Genomic DNA, 15,915 nt, shown 5'->3' on the forward strand with positions numbered 1-15,915 from the left:
CGCGTCATGCGTTCCGTCCGCGTCCCCGCAGAGCGGGTGGAGCGATGGGTCGAGAACGTCGGCGGCCGGCACGGCGAGGTCACGCTCGCCGTCGCGGACGGCGTCCTGATTGGCCGCGCCGAGGACGACACGACGTTCTCCGCGCGCCTGCCGTTCGGGGCGGCGTACGACGGCCCGGCCGACGCGGCGAGCTTCGCGGCGGCGGTGGTCGCCCCGCCTGACTGGGGCGTGCTGCTCGTGCGCAAGGGCGGCTTTGCGATCGGCCGACTCGCCGCGGACGCCCTCCGCGAGCACAAGATCGGCCAGCGGCACGTGCAGGGCCGGACCAAGGCCGGCGGGCAGAGCCAGCAACGGTTCGCCCGGCGGCGCGACAACCAGGCCCGGCAGGCGTTCGAAGCGGCCGCCGACCACGCCGCGCGGCTGCTGGGCGGCCTCGGCCCGGTCGTGACCGGTGGGGACCATGCCGCCGTCGACGAGGTGCTGGCCGACCGGCGGCTGACGGGCCTGGCCGTGGTCGGCCCCTGGCTCCCCGTCCCCGACCCACGACGCCGCGAGCTCGATGCCGCGATCGCCGACGCGCAGGCCGCCGTCCTGGACATCGACGAGCCCTGAAGACTCGCCCCGAATGCGCCCACGCCGGGGGGAGCGCGCTATCCTGGCCACAACGGTGGCTCGCGACGAGCCGCCGAGGTCGACTCGGCACACGTCTCGCAAGACGTATCAGCGCCGATCACGTCGACTCGTTCATTCCGGTCCGAGCGGACGCGCGTCCGCCCGGCACGTTCTCTCAGGAGACCTCTTGGCACGACGAGGCCAACGCGGTTCGGGTGGCACCCGGACCGCTCCGCGACAGCAGCGCGGCAACGACGGCATCATCCCGGTGCTGGCGAAGGCTGTCCGCGAGGTGGAGGCCGAGGCCGAGCGCGGCCGCATCCGGCCCGGCTCGCGCACCCGCTTCCAGGTGATCGCCCTGCTGGTCCGTGAGGAGCGGGCGCGGGTGAAGGCCGATGCCGACCACGGCGAGGCGTGGCGCGACGAGCAGCTGCGCCGCCTCGACGGAGTAGCCACGATCCTGGCCAAGACGTCCGTGCGCGACCCCTCCCTGCTGGCCCTGCTCGCCGAGGACGCCGTCGTCTCCGAGACCGCGCGCGACCTCAAGCGCGACATGCTCAAGGCCGGTGGCTTCGAACCTCTCGACGAGGAGCCGGAGCCCGAGGTGACCGCGGTGGTCCCGGGCCGCGAGCGGCAGGTCGTGCCGCAGTCGGTGATCGCCCGTCAGCTCGCCAACCCGTTCCTCGTGCCCGACTTCTCCGGCGCCGTCGTCCACCCGCGCACCGGACGCCTGTCGTCCTGGGAGCTCCTCGGTCCGCTCTTCCGCTCCTTCGAGTACGGCGGCAAGTCGTCGTGCATGCAGCTGCCGGAGCCGACCAACAGCCACATTCGCGACGGGTTGGACCTGATGCCGCACCAGGCGCAGGTGGTGGCCGCGGCCGCCGAGGGACACCGCACCTTCCTGCTGGCCGACGAGCCCGGCCTAGGCAAGACCGCCCAGGCGCTGCTCGCGGCGGAGGCCGCAGGTGCCTTCCCGCTGCTGGTCGTCGTCCCCAACGTCGTGAAGGCCAACTGGGCACGCGAGGCGAACATCTGGACCCCCAAGCGCCCCGCCACGATCATCCACGGCGACGGCGACGCGATCGACGGCTTCGCCGACATCGTGGTGGTCAACTACGAGGTGCTCGACCGGCACGTCGGCTGGCTCGGCAGCTTCGGCTTCCGCGGCATGGTCGTCGACGAGGCGCACTTCATCAAGAACAAGTCCTCCCAGCGCTCCCAGCACGCCCTCGAGCTGTCGGCCCGCCTCCGGCAGCGCACCGTGCGCCCGCTTCTGATGGCCCTGACCGGGACGCCTCTGATCAACGACATCGAGGACTTCCGGGCGATCTGGCAGTTCCTGGGCTGGATCGGCGACAAGGCTCCCGAGGCTGAGCTGATGTCGCGGCTGGAGGAGACCGGCTTGACGCCTGCCGAGCCGGCGTTCTACGCCGCGGCGCGCTCGGCCGTCATCGACATGGGCATCGTGCGCCGCCGCAAGGTCGACGTCGCCAAGGACATCCCCGCCCGTCGCATCGCCGACCTGCCGGTCGAGCTCGACGAGGGCGTGGGCCGCTCGATCCGCGAGGCCGAGCGAGTGCTCGCAGCGCGGATGGTCAAGCGCTACGACAGCGCCCTCGCGGCGCGCACGTCGGGCGTGACGGTCGACGGCATCGACCACGACCTCGTACGCCGCGTGGCCGGCTGGGAGCGCGAGGACGGTGACTCCTCCGACAGCGCCGAGAACGTCTTCGGCATGATGCGCCGCATCGGCCAGGCCAAGGCCGTGCTCGCAGCCGACTACGCCGCGCAGCTGGCGCGCAACGTCGGCAAGGTCGTGTTCTTCGCCAAGCACGTCGACGTGATGGACGCCGCGGAGGAGCTCTTCGCCCAGCGCGGGATCCGTTCTTCCTCGATCCGAGGAGACCAGACGCCGAAGGCGCGCACGAAGGCGATCGACGACTTCGTCAACGACCCCGACGTCGCCGTCATCGTCTGCTCGCTGTCGGCCGCGGGCGTCGGCATCAACCTGCAGGTCTCGTCCAACGTCGTGCTGTCCGAGCTGTCTTGGACCGACGCGGAGCAGACCCAGGCGATCGACCGGGTGCACCGGATCGGCCAGGAGATGCCCGTCACCGCGTGGCGCATCATCGCGGCGCAGACCATCGACTCCAAGATCGCCGAGCTGATCGACAGCAAGGCCGGCCTCGCGGCGCGCGCGCTCGACGGGTCCGACGAGGAGGTCTCGTCGTCGACGGACGTGCAGCTCGAGGCGCTGGTCGCGCTGCTCACCGACGCGCTCGAGGCACGCGGCGACTAGAAGACCGACTCCCGCCGCTCGAGCGTACGGTGGCGATCGTGACGACCCCGATCGAGATCTGCGGCCTCGTGAAGACCTTCGGATCCACCCGTGCCCTCGACGGGCTCGACCTCGCCGTCGAGGAGGGCGAGGTGCACGGCTTCCTCGGACCCAACGGTTCCGGCAAGTCGACCACGATCCGGGTCCTGCTCGGCCTGCTGCGCAAGGACGGAGGAGAGACGCGCCTCCTCGGCGGCGACCCGTGGGGCGACGCGGCGACGCTCCACCGGCGGCTCGCCTACGTCCCAGGTGACGTCAACCTGTGGCCCAACCTCACCGGCGGAGAGGTGATCGACCTCCTCGGATCGCTGCGGGGAGGGATCGACGAGCGGCGTCGGGCGGAGCTGATCGAGCGGTTCGAGCTCGACCCGACCAAGAAGAGCCGCGGCTACTCCAAGGGCAACCGGCAGAAGGTCGCCCTCGTGGCCGCGCTGGCCTCCGACGTCGAGCTGTTGATCCTGGACGAGCCGACATCGGGCCTCGACCCCCTCATGGAGTCGGTCTTCCAGGACTGCGTCGAGGACTTCCGGGCCCGGGGGCGCACCGTCCTGCTGTCCAGCCACATCCTGGCCGAGGTCGAGCGGCTCTGCGACCGGGTGAGCATCATCCGCGCCGGACGACGCGTCGAGACCGGCACCCTGGGCCAGCTGCGGCACCTGACCCGCACCTCGATCGAGGCCGAGCTGGTGCGGGCCCCGGCGGGGCTCGACGCCGTGGACGGCGTGCACGACCTCGTCGTCGACGCAGGCGACGAGGTCATCCGGGTGCACTTCCAGGTCGACAGCGCGCGGCTCGACGACGTGCTCCGCTTGCTGACAGCCGGAGGCGTCCGCTCGCTGACCAGCCAGCCACCGACGCTGGAGGAGCTCTTCCTGCGGCACTACGGCGATCGCGTCGAGGACGAGGCTGAAGAGGCGTCCGCGTGACCGGGGTGCTGCTGCGCCGCTTCCTGTGGCGGGACAAGTGGATGATCCTGTGGTGGTCGCTCGGCACCACGCTGCTCTACTACAGCCAGGCCGTGAGCGTGGAGGGGCTCTACGCCACCCAGGCGGAGCTCGACCGGGCCGCCGTCTCGATGGGGTCGAACACGGCCTTCATCGCGATGGCCGGTCCGGCACGGGCTCTTGACACCATCGGGGGTCAGGTCGTCTGGCAGGCCACCGCGTTCGGGGCGGTCGTGGTCGGGCTGATGAGCATGTTCCTGGTCGGGCGGCACACCCGCGCCGAGGAGGAGAGCGGCCGCGACGAGCTGGTCCGCGCGGCCGCGGTGAAGCGGCACGCCCCCACGACCGCCGCCCTGATGGTCGCGCTGATCGCCAACGCCGTCGTCGGCGCGCTCGTCGCCCTGAGCCTGATCTCGTTCCCCCTTGCGGTCGAGGACTCCCTGGCGGTGGGCGTGGGGCTCACGCTGTGCGGATGGGTGTTCACGGGCACCGCGTTGCTGGCAGCGCAGCTCACCTCGACGACGCGAGCGACGTACGGCATGGCCGGTGCCTTCATCGGGCTCGCGTACCTGTTGAGGGCCATGGGTGACGTCTCCGGCATCGACCACGGCGGGCTCCTGAGCTGGCTCTCGCCGATCGGGTGGTACCAGGGCCTGCACCCCTTCTCCGGTGTGCGGTGGTGGCCCGCGCTCCTGTTGGCCGGGCTGACGGTGGCGGGCGTGGTCGTGGCGTACGCCGTCTTCGCCCGGCGCGACTTCGGCTCGGGCGTGCTCGCGACCCGCCCCGGCCCCGCCCGCGCGCCCGCCGGGCTGCGCAGCGGACTCGGACTCGCGTGGCGCCTGCACCGGGGCGCCCTGCTGGGCTGGGCCGTCGGCATGGCCTTCGTGGGTCTGTCCTACGGCTCGCTCGGCTCCGACGTCGGCGACCTGATCGGCGACAGCGACGCCAGCAGGGAGATCTTCGCCCAGGACGGCGCCGACCTCGTCGACGGCTTCTACGCCATTGCGATGCTCACGCTGGCCCTGATCGCGTCCGGCTTCACCGTCTCGGCCGCGCTGCGCGCCCGGGGCGAGGAGGAGGCCGGGAGGGTGGAGTCCCTGCTGGCGACCGGCCTGTCGCGGCGGGCCTGGCTCTCCGGGCACCTCGTCATGACCGTCGCCGGCACCCTGCTGGTGCTGCTCGTCGGCGGAACGGGGATGGGCTTGGCGTACGCCGCGACCGGTGGAGGCGCCGACGAGATCACGACGTACGCCGCGGGCACGCTCCAGTACCTCGCACCTGCGCTCGTCCTCGCCGCCTTCGCCGCGCTGTTGCACGCCTTGGTGCCCCGCTGGTCCCTGCTCGCCTGGCTGGGTCTCGGCGTGAGCGTGGTGGTGGCCTTCTTCGGACCTCTGCTCCAGCTCCCGCAGTGGCTCCAGGACGTGTCGCCGTTCGAGCACCTCGCGCTCGTACCGGTCGAGTCGTTCTCGCCGGCCGCGTTCGCGCTGGTGCTGGCCGTCGCCGTCGTGGGCGGGGTGGCCGCCCAAATGGCGTTCGCGCGACGAGACGTGCACTAGCGTCGGCGCCATGTGGCAGCCCGAGCCGGGATGGCAGCCCCTTCCCGGCGGGCTCGGACCGAGCACGGCCGGTGTCTGGCGGGCGACGATCCGCGGCCGCCAGGTCGCGGTCAAACGGCTGGTGCCGCCGAGCGACGTGCACGACGAGCCAGGACTCGACGACCCGACCCACTTCGCCTACTGGCGGCGCGCCGCCGAGGTCGCCGCGTCCGGACTGGTCGCGTCGACACCCGGCCTGCACGCGCCGCGCACGGTCTCCGTCGACGAGGATGACGAGGGCATCACGTTGGTGACCGCCTGGGTCGACTTCCAGCCGGTCAACGGGCTGTTCGCCGCCCGTAGCCTCGGTCTGTTCGGGGGCGCCGACCTGACCGAGCAGCCGTGGTTCGCCCGCGACCAGCTCCGCGCCCGGCTGTTGCGCACGGAGCAGCGGGGTGGCTGGCCCACCCTCCAGCGGACCCCCGTCGCCGACGTCGCGGACCATCTGTGGCGTCATCGGCTCGAGCGTCTCGACGAGCTCGACGCACTTCCCAGGGTCGCGCAGCACGGCGACCCGTCCCGAGGCAACCTGGTCGCCGTCGACGGCAGCGCCGTCGTGACCGTCGACTGGGGGAGCCTCGGGCTCGGGCCGGTCGGAGGCGACCTGGGCTACCTGGCGCTGTCCGCGCGAGAGGAGCTGGGCCCGCTCGTCGACGCGTACGTCGGCGGGCTCCCACCCGGTCTGGCCACCCGCGACCAGGTGCTGGCCGGAGCGCGCGTGACGGCCGTCTACACGTCCCTCAGCCGGGCCGAGTGGGCGCTGGCCAAGGCCGCGCCCGGCGAGGGAGCGCTCGCTGGCAAGTTCTCGCACCCGTCGGTCGCGCCGTACCTGTTCGCCCTGCAGAGGCTCTACCCGCAGCTCGAGGCCCTGCTCTAGGGATCAGAGCGCGTCGGCGGCGAAGGTGTCGCAGGCCTGCAGCGCGCCCTGCTGATAGCCGGTGACGAACCACTGCACCCGCTGCTCGGCCGAGCCGTGGGTCCAGGACTCCTCGGTCACCTGTCCCTGGGTCTTCTCCTGGATCCGGTCGTCCCCCACGGCCTCGGCGGCGTCGATCGCCTGCTGGACGTCCTCCTGAGTGAGCTGCGTGATCAGCACCTCGCCGAAGGCGTCCTCGGTCTCGGTGGCCGCGCGCGCCCACATGCCGGCGTAGCAGTCGGCCTGGAGCTCGAGGCGGACGGCGTCGCTGCGCGGGCCTTGCTGCGTGCGAACCTGCCCCATCGTGCCGAGGAGGTTCTGGATGTGGTGGCCGTACTCGTGGGCGAGCACGTAGGGCTCGACGAAACCGCCGTCCGGCCCGCCGAGCTGCCGCTCGAGCACGTCGTCGAAGAACGTCGTGTCGAGGTAGATCCTGCTGTCGGCGGGGCAGTAGAAGGGGCCGACCTGCGACGTCGCCGCACCGCAACCGGTGTCGACCCCGCCGGTGAACGTGACCATCGACGCCGGCTGGAAGGCCGTGCTGGACTGGCTCGGCAGCGCGTCGCTCCAGAAGTCGAACAGGGAGTTCTCGACCGCGATCCGCTGGCAGTCGACGTCGTCCTGCGCGTCGGCGCCGGTCTTGCAGTTGGCATAGCGGTCGGAGTCGCCGGCCACCCGGCTGGTGTCGAAGCCGCTCCCGGACGACGTGGGGGCGCCGCCGCCCCCACCCGTCAGGTCGAGACCGGCGCACTGCGAGAGAAGGACCAGGGCGAGGATCAGGATGAAGCCGCCGATGCCACCTCCGGCCTTGCCGCTGGGGATCGGCAACCGCATGCCCCCGCCACCGAGACCGCCACCACCGCCACGGCCCGCGTCCTGGACGCGCGAGGTGTCCAGCCGGGCCTTCGGGTTGAAACGCACATCGGTCACCCTAGGGCACGTGCCGCAGCCGGGGTGGAGCGCTGGGAGCGGCGCTGAATTGTCCGCCCGGGGCCCGGCGGGGGACACTCGCCTCGCCATGATCACCGCCCACGCCCTCGAGGTCCGCGCGGGCGCGCGCCTGCTGATGGAGAACGTCACCTTCCGGGTGGCGGCCGGAGACAAGGTCGGCCTCGTCGGGCGCAACGGTGCCGGCAAGACCACGCTCACCCGGATCCTCGCCGGGGAGGGGCTGCCGGCATCCGGGCAGGTCATGGCCACGGGCTCGGTCGGCTACCTGCCCCAGGACCCTCGGACGGGCGACCCCGAGCAGCTGGCGCGCGACCGGATCCTGTCGGCGCGCGGGCTAGGCGACGTGGTCGCCAGGTTGCGGGCCGCCGAGGTCGAGATGGGCAGCGACGACGAGTCGGTGCGCGAGCGCGCGATGCGCCGCTACAGCCGGGCGGACGCAGAGCTGCATGCCAGCGGGGGGTACGCCGCCGAGTCCGAGGCGGCCCAGATCGCGCACAGCCTCGGCATCGACGACCGGATCCTCGGCCAGCCCCTGCGCACGCTGTCGGGCGGTCAGCGCCGCCGCGTCGAGCTGGCCCGGATCCTCTTCAGCGGTGCCGAGACGCTCCTGCTCGACGAGCCCACCAACCACCTCGATGCCGACTCGATCGTGTGGCTGCGCGACTTCCTCGTGGCCCACAAGGGTGGTCTCGTGGTGATCAGCCACGACACCGCCCTGCTCGAGGCCACGGTCAACCGGGTGCTGCACCTCGACGCCAACCGGGCCGAGATCGACGTCTACAACGTCGGGTGGACGGCGTACCTCCAACAACGTGAGACCGACGAGAAGCGGCGCAAGCGCGAGCGCCTCAACGCGGAGAACAAGGCCAAGACCCTCACCGACCAGGCCAACAAGATGCGGGCCAAGGCGACCAAGGCCCAGGCCGCCCAGTCGATGCTCAAGCGTGCCGAGAAGATGCTCGCCGGCGTCGAGGGCGAGCGGCGGTCGGACCGCGTGGCCAAGATCAAGTTCCCTTCGCCGGCGCCGTGCGGCAAGACGCCGCTCACCGCCTCGGAGCTGTCGAAGTCCTACGGCTCGCTCGAGGTCTTCACCGACGTCGACCTGGCCATCGACAAGGGCTCCCGGGTCGTCGTCCTCGGCCTCAACGGCGCCGGCAAGACCACGCTGCTGCGGATCCTGGGCGGTGTGGACCGGCCCGACACCGGCGAGGTGACCCCCGGGCACGGTCTCAAGCTCGGCTACTACGCCCAGGAGCACGAGACCCTCGACACGGGACGCACGGTGCTGGAGAACCTCCACGCCGCGGCGCCCCAGCTCACCGACACCGAGGCGCGGTCGGTGCTCGGCTCGTTCCTCTTCTCGGGCGACGACGCCGCCAAGCCGGCGGCCGTGCTCTCCGGTGGCGAGAAGACCCGGCTGGCGCTGGCCATCCTCGTCGTCTCGAGCGCCAACGTGCTGCTGCTCGACGAGCCCACCAACAACCTCGACCCCGCCTCCCGCGAGGAGGTGCTCGCCGCGATCCGCACCTACGAGGGCGCCATCGTGCTGGTCACCCACGACGAGGGGGCCGTGCACGCGCTCGAGCCGGACCGGGTGCTGATCCTCCCCGACGGCGTCGAGGACCTCTGGAACGCGTCGTACGCCGACCTGGTCTCGCTCGCCTGACGGGCCTGACAGGATCGGGGCCATGACGCCGTCCCCGGACCTCGCCGCCGACATCGAGAAGGGCGGGCTCGCGTACGCCGTCGACGGCCCGGTCGTGACGGTGATGCTGGACCGCCCCGAGGTGCGCAACGCCCAGACGCCGGCCACCTGGCGGGCGTTGGCCGCCATCGGGGCGCAGCTGCCCGACGACGTGCGCGTGGTGGTGCTCGGCGGCGAGGGCCAGTCGTTCTCGGCCGGGCTGGACCGGCGGATGCTCGAGCCCGGCGGGATCGAGGGGGAGGTGTCGTTCGCGGAGATGACGACGCTGGACCGCGACGGCTTCTCGGCGATCGTCGACGACTACCAGCAGGGCTTCACCTGGCTGCGCGACCCGCGGATCGTGTCGGTGGCGGCGGTGCAGGGCTACGCCATCGGCGCGGGACTCCAGCTGGCCCTCGCGTGCGACCTCCGGGTGCTCGCGGACGACGCCCAGCTGAGCATGAAGGAGACCACGCTGGGGCTGGTTCCGGACCTCACGGGAACAAAGCCCCTGGTCGAGGCGGTTGGGTACTCCCGGGCGCTGGAGATCTGCGCGACCGGCCGGATGGTCGGCGCCGCGGAGGCACAGCGGCTCGGGCTGGCCACCGCGGTGGTGCCCAGGGACGACCTCGAGGGCACCGTGGCCGACCTGGTCGCGGCGGTCCTGGCGGCGCCTGCTGGAGCGCTCAGGGACACGAAGGCACTCTTGTTGTCGGCGGTGGACTCTACGCTCGACGAGCAGCGGCGGGCCGAGCGTGAGGCCCAGCACGGGAGGTTCCAGCAGCTGGGCGGATGAGCCTGGCCGGTCAAGGAGGAGGTGGGCGATGTCGATGGTGGGTGGCGGTGCCGCCTGGCGCAACCTCCGGGCCGACCGGAGCGTGGTCGACCAGCGGCTCAAGCGAGAGACCCTGCGGCGCGTGGCGCGCTTCGCCCGGCCGCACCGGGCGCTGATCTCGGTGTTCCTGGTGCTGACCGTGGTCGACGCCTCCCTCGTGGTGGTCAACCCGCTGCTGATCCGGCGCATCGTCGACGACGGCATCCTGAAGGACGACGGTCGCCTCGTGACGCTGCTGGCGGTGGCCATGGCCGCCACCTCGATCGTCACCGCGATCCTGGCCGTGCTGGCGGGCTGGCTCTCGTCGCGCATCGGTGAGGGGCTGATCTTCGACCTGCGCACCCAGGTGTTCGCGCGGGTCCAGCGCCAGTCGCTGGCGTTCTTCACGCGCACGCAGACCGGGGCGCTGGTCTCGCGGCTCAACAACGACGTGATCGGCGCACAGCGCGCCTTCACGTCCGCGCTGGCCAGCACGGTGTCCAACGCCATCGCCGTGGTCGTCGTCGGCATCACCATGCTTGCGCTGAGCTGGCAGGTCACCGTGATGTGCCTGGCGCTCTTCCCGATCCTGCTGGTCACCTCGCGCTACGTCAGCCTCCGCCTGGCCGGGCTCACCCGCCGCCAGATGGACGGCAACGCCGACATGGGCAACGCGATGACCGAGCGCTTCAACGTCGGCGGCGCGATGCTGCTCAAGCTCTTCGGCCGCCGCGGCGAGGAGGACGCGCTGTTCGCCGACAAGGCGGCGGTGGTGCGCGACCTCGGCATCCGCATCTCGCTGGTGACCCGCATCTTCGGCGCGGCGATGATGCTCGTCCCCGCGCTGGCCACCGCGCTGGTGTTCGGCATCGGCGGCCACTTCGCGATCAGCGGCACCCTGACGGTCGGCACGATCCTGGCGCTCTCGACCCTGCTGCTGCGGCTGATCGGCCCGTTGCAGGGACTCTCCAACGTCCGCATCGACGTGATGACGGCGCTGGTGAGCTTCGAGCGGGTCTTCGAGGTGCTCGACCTGCCCTCGCTCATCGAGGAGCGGCCCGGTGCCGTCGTGCTCCCGCACGAGGCAGGCAGCCTGGAGTTCGACCGGGTGGCGTTCACCTACCCACGGGCCGAGGAGGTCAGCCTGGCCTCGCTCGAGACGGTGGCGAGGGTCGAGTCACGCGACACAGGTCAGGTGCTCACGGAGGTGTCGTTCCGCGCCGAGCCGGGTGAGATGGTCGCCCTCGTGGGGCCGTCGGGGGCCGGCAAGACCACCGTCACCAACCTGGTCGCCCGGCTCTACGACGTCGAGTCGGGGGCGGTGCGGGTCGGCGGCCACGACGTCCGCGACGTGACCTTGCAGTCCCTGGAGGACGCGGTCGGCTACGTCACGCAGGACGCGCACATGTTCCACGACACCATCCGCGCCAACCTGCTCTACGCCCGCCCCGGCGCCCCCGACGACGCCGTGTGGGACGCCCTGGAGGCCGCCCAGATCGCGTCGCTCGTGAGGAGCCTGCCCGACGGCTTGGACACGGTCGTCGGCGACCGCGGTTACCGCCTCTCCGGAGGCGAGCGGCAGCGGCTGGCCATCGCCCGGCTGCTGCTGAAGGCGCCGGGCATCGTGGTGCTCGACGAGGCCACCGCCCACCTCGACAGCGAGTCCGAGGCCGCCGTCCAGCGCGCGCTCGACGCCGCACTGGAGGGTCGCACCTCCCTGGTGATCGCCCACCGGCTCTCCACGGTGCGCGACGCCGACCGGATCCTCGTCCTGGAGGACGGCCGGATCGTCCAGCACGGCACCCACCTCGAGCTGCTGGCTGCCGGAGGCCTCTACGCCGATCTCTACCGGACGCAGTTCCTGCCGGAAGCGGTCTGAAGTACGGTCCGACCATGGACCTCGGACTCACTGACCGCGTCTACCTCGTCACCGGCGGCGGCCGCGGTCTCGGCCGGGCCACCGCGCAGGTGCTCGTCGACGAGGGCGCCTGCGTGGTGCTGTCCGGGCGCAGCCAAGAGACCCTCGACCAGGCCGTCATCGACCTCGGGGAGCGGGCCGTCGCCGTCGCCGCCGACAACGCCGACCCGGAGACCCCCCAGCGGCTCCTGCACACCGCCCGGGAGCGCTGGGGTCGCGTCGACGGGGCGCTGGTGAGCGTGGGCGGGCCGCCGCCGGGACGGGTCATCGACATCACCGACGAGCAGTGGTCGACGTCGTTCGACTCGGTCTTCCTGGGTGCGGTGCGGTTGTGCCGGCAGGTCGCCGAGGTGCTGCCCGAAGGAGGTTCGCTCGCGCTGGTGCTGTCCTCCAGCGTCCGGGCCCCGATCCCTGGGCTCGCCATCTCCAACGGCCTCAGGCCGGGCCTGGCGATGGTCGCCAAGGCGCTCGCCGACGAGCTCGGCCCCGTCGGGATCCGGGTCAACGGCCTGCTGCCGGGCCGGGTGCACACCGAGCGCATCGACGAGCTCGACGCGGCGAGCGGCGACCCGGAGGCAGCAGCAGCCGCAGCGCTGCGGGGCATCCCGCTGGGCCGGGACGGGCAGCCCGAGGAGTTCGGCCGGGCGGCCGCCTTCCTGCTCTCACCCGCCGCGTCGTTCGTGACCGGCGTGATGCTGCCCGTCGACGGCGGGATGCTGCGGGCCATCTGAGGAGCCGCGGCCGGCCACCCGCTGGGTGACCCGACGGGTGCCGCCGCGCCACTCGTCGTACACGAGGTAGAGGAAGCCGCCGACGGCCAGCAGCCCGAAGAACCACCACTGGAGCCCGTAGAAGAAGTGCGGGCCCTCCCCGAGGTCCGGAAGGGGCGCGGGCTCGAGTGGCTCCGCTGGTGCCGGGTCCTCGCTGCGCAGGTCGACGAAGCCGCCGTACACCGGGCGGTCCAGGGCAGCGCCGATCCGCTCGCTGGAGATGGCGCGCGTGGACTGGTCGGTCACGGCGCTGCTGTCGCCGGTCGCGTCACGGCGCACGTATCCCTCGACGGTCACCTCACCGTCGGGCGGCGCCGGGACCTCGACCTCGTCCAGCCCACGGTTGTCGGTCCGCAGCCAGCCGCGGTCCACGAGCAGGGCGGTGCCGTCGCCGACGACCAGCGGGACGACCACGTCGACGCCGGCGATGCCGTCGCGGGTGCGGTAGCGCACGATCACCGTGTCGTCGGTGTCGTAGGTGCCCGTCGCCGTGACCAGCCGCCACTCGTCGTCGTCGGTGACCGCTCGGCCCTGGCTCAGCACCTCCGAGACGGGGACGGCGGCCACTCCTTCGTTGCGCTCGACGATCGTGTTGTGCTCGCGTCTGTCCTCTAGCCGGCTGAACTGCCACTGGCCGAGGATCCACGCCAGGTAGGCCAGCACCACCACGACCAGCGCGAAGAGCGCCCAGCGGCGGCTGACCAGGAACCGCAGCGAGGACACCCAGGAAGGGTAGTCGGCGCCCAGTCGACGCCTAGACTCTCCTCATGACCACACCAGGGAGCACGCGCGCGCTCGCGGACCGTTACGGGCGGGTCGCGACCGATCTCCGCGTCTCCCTCACCGACCGCTGCAACCTGCGCTGCTCCTACTGCATGCCGGCCGAGGGTCTCGACTGGCTGCCCAACGACGACGTCCTCACCGACGACGAGGTCGTGCGCCTCATCGGTGTCGCCGTGCGGCAGCTCGGCATCCGCGAGGTGCGCTTCACCGGCGGCGAGCCGCTGGTACGCCGGGGCCTGGTCGACATCGTCGGCCGCACCAAGGCCATCGACCCCACCGTCGAGGCCTCGCTGACGACCAATGCGCTCGGACTCTCCCGACAGGCGGCCGCCCTGGCGGCCGCCGGCCTCGACCGGGTCAACGTCAGCCTCGACACGCTGCGGGCCGACACCTTCGAGACGATCACGCGTCGGGACCGCTATCCCGACGTGATCGCAGGTCTCGAGGCCGCCAAGGCGGCCGGGCTGTCCCCGGTCAAGATCAACGCCGTGCTGCTGCGGGGGATCAACGACGACGAGGCGCCCGACCTGGTGCGGTGGGCGATCGACGAGGGATACGACCTCCGGTTCATCGAGCAGATGCCCCTGGACGCCCAGCACGGCTGGAGCCGCACGGGCATGGTCACCGCAGACGAGATCTTCGCCAAGCTGGCCGACGTGTTCGAGCTGACGCCGCACGGTGAGCCGCGGGGGAGCGCTCCTGCGGAGCTCTTCCTCGTCGACGGTGGACCGGCGACCGTGGGCGTGATCGCCTCGGTGACCCGGCCCTTCTGCGGCGACTGCGACCGGGTCCGGCTCACCGCTGACGGGCAGGTCCGCAACTGCCTGTTCGCGCGTGAGGAGTCCGACCTGCGTGCCGCGCTGCGCGCCGGGGCGACCGACGAAGAGATCGCCGACCGCTGGGTGACCGCGATGGCCGGCAAGCGCGCTGGCCACGGCATCGACGACCCGTCGTTCCTGCAGCCCGACCGGCCCATGTCCGCCATCGGCGGCTGAGCCGAGGCGCCCGGACAAGGGGCGCGGAACAAGGGGCGCGGAACAAGGCGCACAGACGAAGATGCGCCGGACGACTACGGGGGGCTCGTCGTCCGGCGCAGAGGAACGAGTGCTCACGGGGGAGAAAGAACTCGTTCCAGAAACCATGCTCTCAAGGTGAGGACGACGAGGCCAATCGGGACCCAGCGAATCGGCTGATGTGTGAGGCGGGTCTCGTCAGGAGGGGTCCGGACGTTCGGAACCCGGCATCAGCTGCGGCCTGGTGTCCGGTCTCCCCGGGTCGTCGAGGAGGTAGCCGTCGTCGCGACGGCTCTCGGTGTTGGCGAAGACCACCGATATGTAGGGCAGCACGACGGCCGCAGCCACCAGCACCCACCGCAGCCAGCCGTCGGCGACGACGGCGCCCACGAAGCACACGGTGCGGATGCCCATCGAGATGAGGTAGCGCCGCTGACGGCCGCGTTGCTCGTCGGCCGCGGTCACCGGCGCGGTGGTCACACGCACCGCGTCGGAGTCGTGCCGACCAGCCATGTCGTCACTCTACGTCGCAACCCCTCGCGCGCAGGCAGCCCTAGGATCGAGGGCATGAGCAACCGCACCTACCGCGTCACCGAGATCGTCGGCACCTCACCGGACGGGATCGACCAAGCCATCAGGAACGGCATCGAGCGCGCCGGGAAGACGCTGCGGCACATCGACTGGTTCGAGGTCACCCAGGTCCGTGGCCAGGCCAAGGACGGTGCCGTCGAGCACTTCCAGGTGGGCATGAAGGTCGGCTTCCGGCTGGAGGACGACGCACCCCTCGACTGAGGCCCGGTTGACGGCTACCTCCGGGTAGCCACTAGCGTCGGGACGCGTGAGCGAGCCCCAAGAGTCGGCACGATCTGTCCTGGTCACCGGCGGCAACCGCGGCATCGGCCGCGCGATCGCCGAGGCCTTCCTCGCCCAGGGTGACAAGGTCGCCGTCACCACCCGCAACGGCGGAGGTCCTGACGGCGCTCTCGACGTCCGCTGCGACGTGACCGACCCCGAGCAGGTCGAGGCGGCGTACGCCGAGGTCGAGGCGGCGCACGGACCGGTCGAGGTCCTCGTCGCCAACGCGGGCATCACCAAGGACACCCTGCTGCTGCGGATGTCGGAGGACGACTGGTCCTCGGTCATCGAGACCAACCTGACCGGCTCCTTCCGGCTCGCGAAGCGCGCGTCCAAGGGCATGTTGCGCCTCAAGCGCGGCCGGATCATCTTCATCTCGTCGGTGGTCGGGCTGCTCGGGTCCGGCGGGCAGGTCAACTACGCGGCCTCGAAGGCCGGACTGGTGGGCATGGCGCGGTCGATCGCCCGCGAGCTCGGCTCGCGCGGGATCACCGCGAACGTCGTGGCGCCCGGCTTCGTCGAGACCGACATGACCGAGGCCCTGACGGACGCACAGAAGGACGCGATCAAGGCGCAGGTGCCCCTGGGGCGCTACGCATCGACGGACGAGGTCGCCTCGGTCGTCACCTGGCTGGCCTCCGACGGCGCGGGCTACGTCACCGGGGCAGTGATCCCGGTCGACGGCGGCCTCGGCATGGGCCACTGAGAGAAGGAGTGCATGA

General features: G+C 71.8%; 15 protein-coding genes. 12 read left to right on the forward strand and 3 right to left on the reverse strand.

Going from position 1 to position 15,915, the window contains the following annotated elements:
• The first annotated feature begins 6 nt into the window (after positions 1 to 6).
• The 5 genes from ABD295_RS05370 (at position 7) to ABD295_RS05390 (ending at position 6,366) form a co-directional block, all read left to right on the forward strand.
• Positions 7 to 612, forward strand: a complete 606-nt coding sequence (locus tag ABD295_RS05370; protein ID WP_344302610.1) for an acVLRF1 family peptidyl-tRNA hydrolase — start codon at positions 7 to 9, stop codon at positions 610 to 612.
• 187 nt (positions 613 to 799) lie between these two features.
• Positions 800 to 2,911 (forward strand): DEAD/DEAH box helicase, encoded by a 2,112-nt coding sequence (locus ABD295_RS05375; RefSeq protein WP_344302611.1) that lies wholly within the window; start codon positions 800 to 802, stop codon positions 2,909 to 2,911.
• A gap of 38 nt (positions 2,912 to 2,949) precedes the next feature.
• The gene (locus ABD295_RS05380; RefSeq protein WP_344302612.1) at positions 2,950 to 3,876 is read left to right on the forward strand and encodes an ABC transporter ATP-binding protein; all 927 of its coding nucleotides are present in this window, start codon (positions 2,950 to 2,952) and stop codon (positions 3,874 to 3,876) included.
• Entirely contained in the window at positions 3,873 to 5,450 is a 1,578-nt protein-coding gene (locus ABD295_RS05385; RefSeq protein WP_344302613.1) for an ABC transporter permease, read from the forward strand. The genes ABD295_RS05380 and ABD295_RS05385 overlap by 4 nt, the downstream gene beginning before the upstream one ends.
• Positions 5,451 to 5,460: 10 nt before the next feature.
• Complete coding sequence (locus ABD295_RS05390; protein ID WP_344302614.1) at positions 5,461 to 6,366, forward strand: phosphotransferase; 906 nt, start codon at positions 5,461 to 5,463, stop codon at positions 6,364 to 6,366.
• Positions 6,367 to 6,369: 3 nt separating this feature from the next.
• Here ABD295_RS05390 and ypfJ read toward each other — a convergent pair whose 3' ends face one another.
• Complete coding sequence (ypfJ, locus tag ABD295_RS05395) at positions 6,370 to 7,326, reverse strand: KPN_02809 family neutral zinc metallopeptidase (RefSeq protein ID WP_344302615.1); 957 nt, start codon at positions 7,324 to 7,326, stop codon at positions 6,370 to 6,372.
• 97 nt (positions 7,327 to 7,423) lie between these two features.
• On the opposite strand from ypfJ, the gene ABD295_RS05400 reads away from it, so the two are divergent.
• The 4 genes from ABD295_RS05400 to ABD295_RS05415 are packed head-to-tail and all read left to right on the forward strand — an operon-like array spanning position 7,424 to position 12,503.
• On the forward strand, positions 7,424 to 9,022 hold the full coding sequence (locus ABD295_RS05400; protein ID WP_344302616.1) for an ABC-F family ATP-binding cassette domain-containing protein: 1,599 nt from the start codon (positions 7,424 to 7,426) through the stop codon (positions 9,020 to 9,022).
• 22 nt (positions 9,023 to 9,044) lie between these two features.
• Positions 9,045 to 9,836, forward strand: a complete 792-nt coding sequence (locus tag ABD295_RS05405; RefSeq protein ID WP_344302617.1) for an enoyl-CoA hydratase/isomerase family protein — start codon at positions 9,045 to 9,047, stop codon at positions 9,834 to 9,836.
• Positions 9,837 to 9,864: 28 nt separating this feature from the next.
• A complete protein-coding gene (locus ABD295_RS05410) occupies positions 9,865 to 11,733 on the forward strand; it encodes an ABC transporter ATP-binding protein (protein WP_344302618.1) in 1,869 nt (622 codons plus the stop codon).
• Between the two features lie 14 nt (positions 11,734 to 11,747).
• Complete coding sequence (locus tag ABD295_RS05415; protein ID WP_344302619.1) at positions 11,748 to 12,503, forward strand: SDR family oxidoreductase; 756 nt, start codon at positions 11,748 to 11,750, stop codon at positions 12,501 to 12,503.
• On the opposite strand, the gene ABD295_RS05420 is transcribed toward ABD295_RS05415, so the two are convergent.
• Positions 12,435 to 13,265 carry an SURF1 family cytochrome oxidase biogenesis protein gene (locus ABD295_RS05420; RefSeq protein WP_344302620.1) on the reverse strand — a complete coding sequence of 277 codons (831 nt, stop codon included), beginning with the start codon at positions 13,263 to 13,265 and terminating at the stop codon, positions 12,435 to 12,437. The genes ABD295_RS05415 and ABD295_RS05420 overlap by 69 nt on opposite strands.
• A gap of 44 nt (positions 13,266 to 13,309) precedes the next feature.
• Here ABD295_RS05420 and moaA point away from each other — a divergent pair, with 44 nt between their 5' ends.
• Positions 13,310 to 14,320, forward strand: coding sequence for a GTP 3',8-cyclase MoaA (gene moaA / locus ABD295_RS05425; protein ID WP_344302621.1), 1,011 nt, complete (start codon positions 13,310 to 13,312; stop codon positions 14,318 to 14,320).
• A 216-nt stretch (positions 14,321 to 14,536) separates the two neighbouring features.
• Here moaA and ABD295_RS05430 read toward each other — a convergent pair whose 3' ends face one another.
• Positions 14,537 to 14,851: a DUF3099 domain-containing protein gene (locus ABD295_RS05430; RefSeq protein ID WP_344302622.1), complete on the reverse strand. Its 315-nt coding sequence runs from the start codon at positions 14,849 to 14,851 to the stop codon at positions 14,537 to 14,539.
• Positions 14,852 to 14,905: 54 nt separating this feature from the next.
• Here ABD295_RS05430 and ABD295_RS05435 point away from each other — a divergent pair, with 54 nt between their 5' ends.
• Both ABD295_RS05435 and fabG read left to right on the forward strand, forming a co-directional pair.
• Positions 14,906 to 15,130, forward strand: coding sequence for a dodecin (locus ABD295_RS05435; RefSeq protein WP_344302623.1), 225 nt, complete (start codon positions 14,906 to 14,908; stop codon positions 15,128 to 15,130).
• A gap of 46 nt (positions 15,131 to 15,176) precedes the next feature.
• Positions 15,177 to 15,899, forward strand: a complete 723-nt coding sequence (gene fabG, locus ABD295_RS05440) for a 3-oxoacyl-ACP reductase FabG (protein ID WP_344302624.1) — start codon at positions 15,177 to 15,179, stop codon at positions 15,897 to 15,899.
• The last annotated feature ends 16 nt before the right edge of the window (positions 15,900 to 15,915 follow it).

This window comes from Nocardioides bigeumensis (genome assembly GCF_039531755.1).
GTDB classification, from domain to species: Bacteria; Actinomycetota; Actinomycetes; order Propionibacteriales; family Nocardioidaceae; genus Nocardioides; species Nocardioides bigeumensis.

Excerpts from the sequence above, each read along its gene's own strand:
- ABD295_RS05370 (WP_344302610.1), top strand. The coding sequence starts at position 7 with ATGCGTTCCGTCCGCGTCCCCGCAGAGCGGGTGGAGCGATGGGTCGAG.
- ABD295_RS05390 (WP_344302614.1), top strand. The coding sequence starts at position 5,461 with ATGTGGCAGCCCGAGCCGGGATGGCAGCCCCTTCCCGGCGGGCTCGGA.
- ABD295_RS05400 (WP_344302616.1), top strand. The coding sequence starts at position 7,424 with ATGATCACCGCCCACGCCCTCGAGGTCCGCGCGGGCGCGCGCCTGCTG.
- ABD295_RS05405 (WP_344302617.1), top strand. The coding sequence starts at position 9,045 with ATGACGCCGTCCCCGGACCTCGCCGCCGACATCGAGAAGGGCGGGCTC.
- ABD295_RS05410 (WP_344302618.1), top strand. The coding sequence starts at position 9,865 with ATGTCGATGGTGGGTGGCGGTGCCGCCTGGCGCAACCTCCGGGCCGAC.
- ABD295_RS05415 (WP_344302619.1), top strand. The coding sequence starts at position 11,748 with ATGGACCTCGGACTCACTGACCGCGTCTACCTCGTCACCGGCGGCGGC.
- moaA (WP_344302621.1), top strand. The coding sequence starts at position 13,310 with ATGACCACACCAGGGAGCACGCGCGCGCTCGCGGACCGTTACGGGCGG.
- ABD295_RS05430 (WP_344302622.1), bottom strand. The coding sequence starts at position 14,851 with ATGGCTGGTCGGCACGACTCCGACGCGGTGCGTGTGACCACCGCGCCG.
- ABD295_RS05435 (WP_344302623.1), top strand. The coding sequence starts at position 14,906 with ATGAGCAACCGCACCTACCGCGTCACCGAGATCGTCGGCACCTCACCG.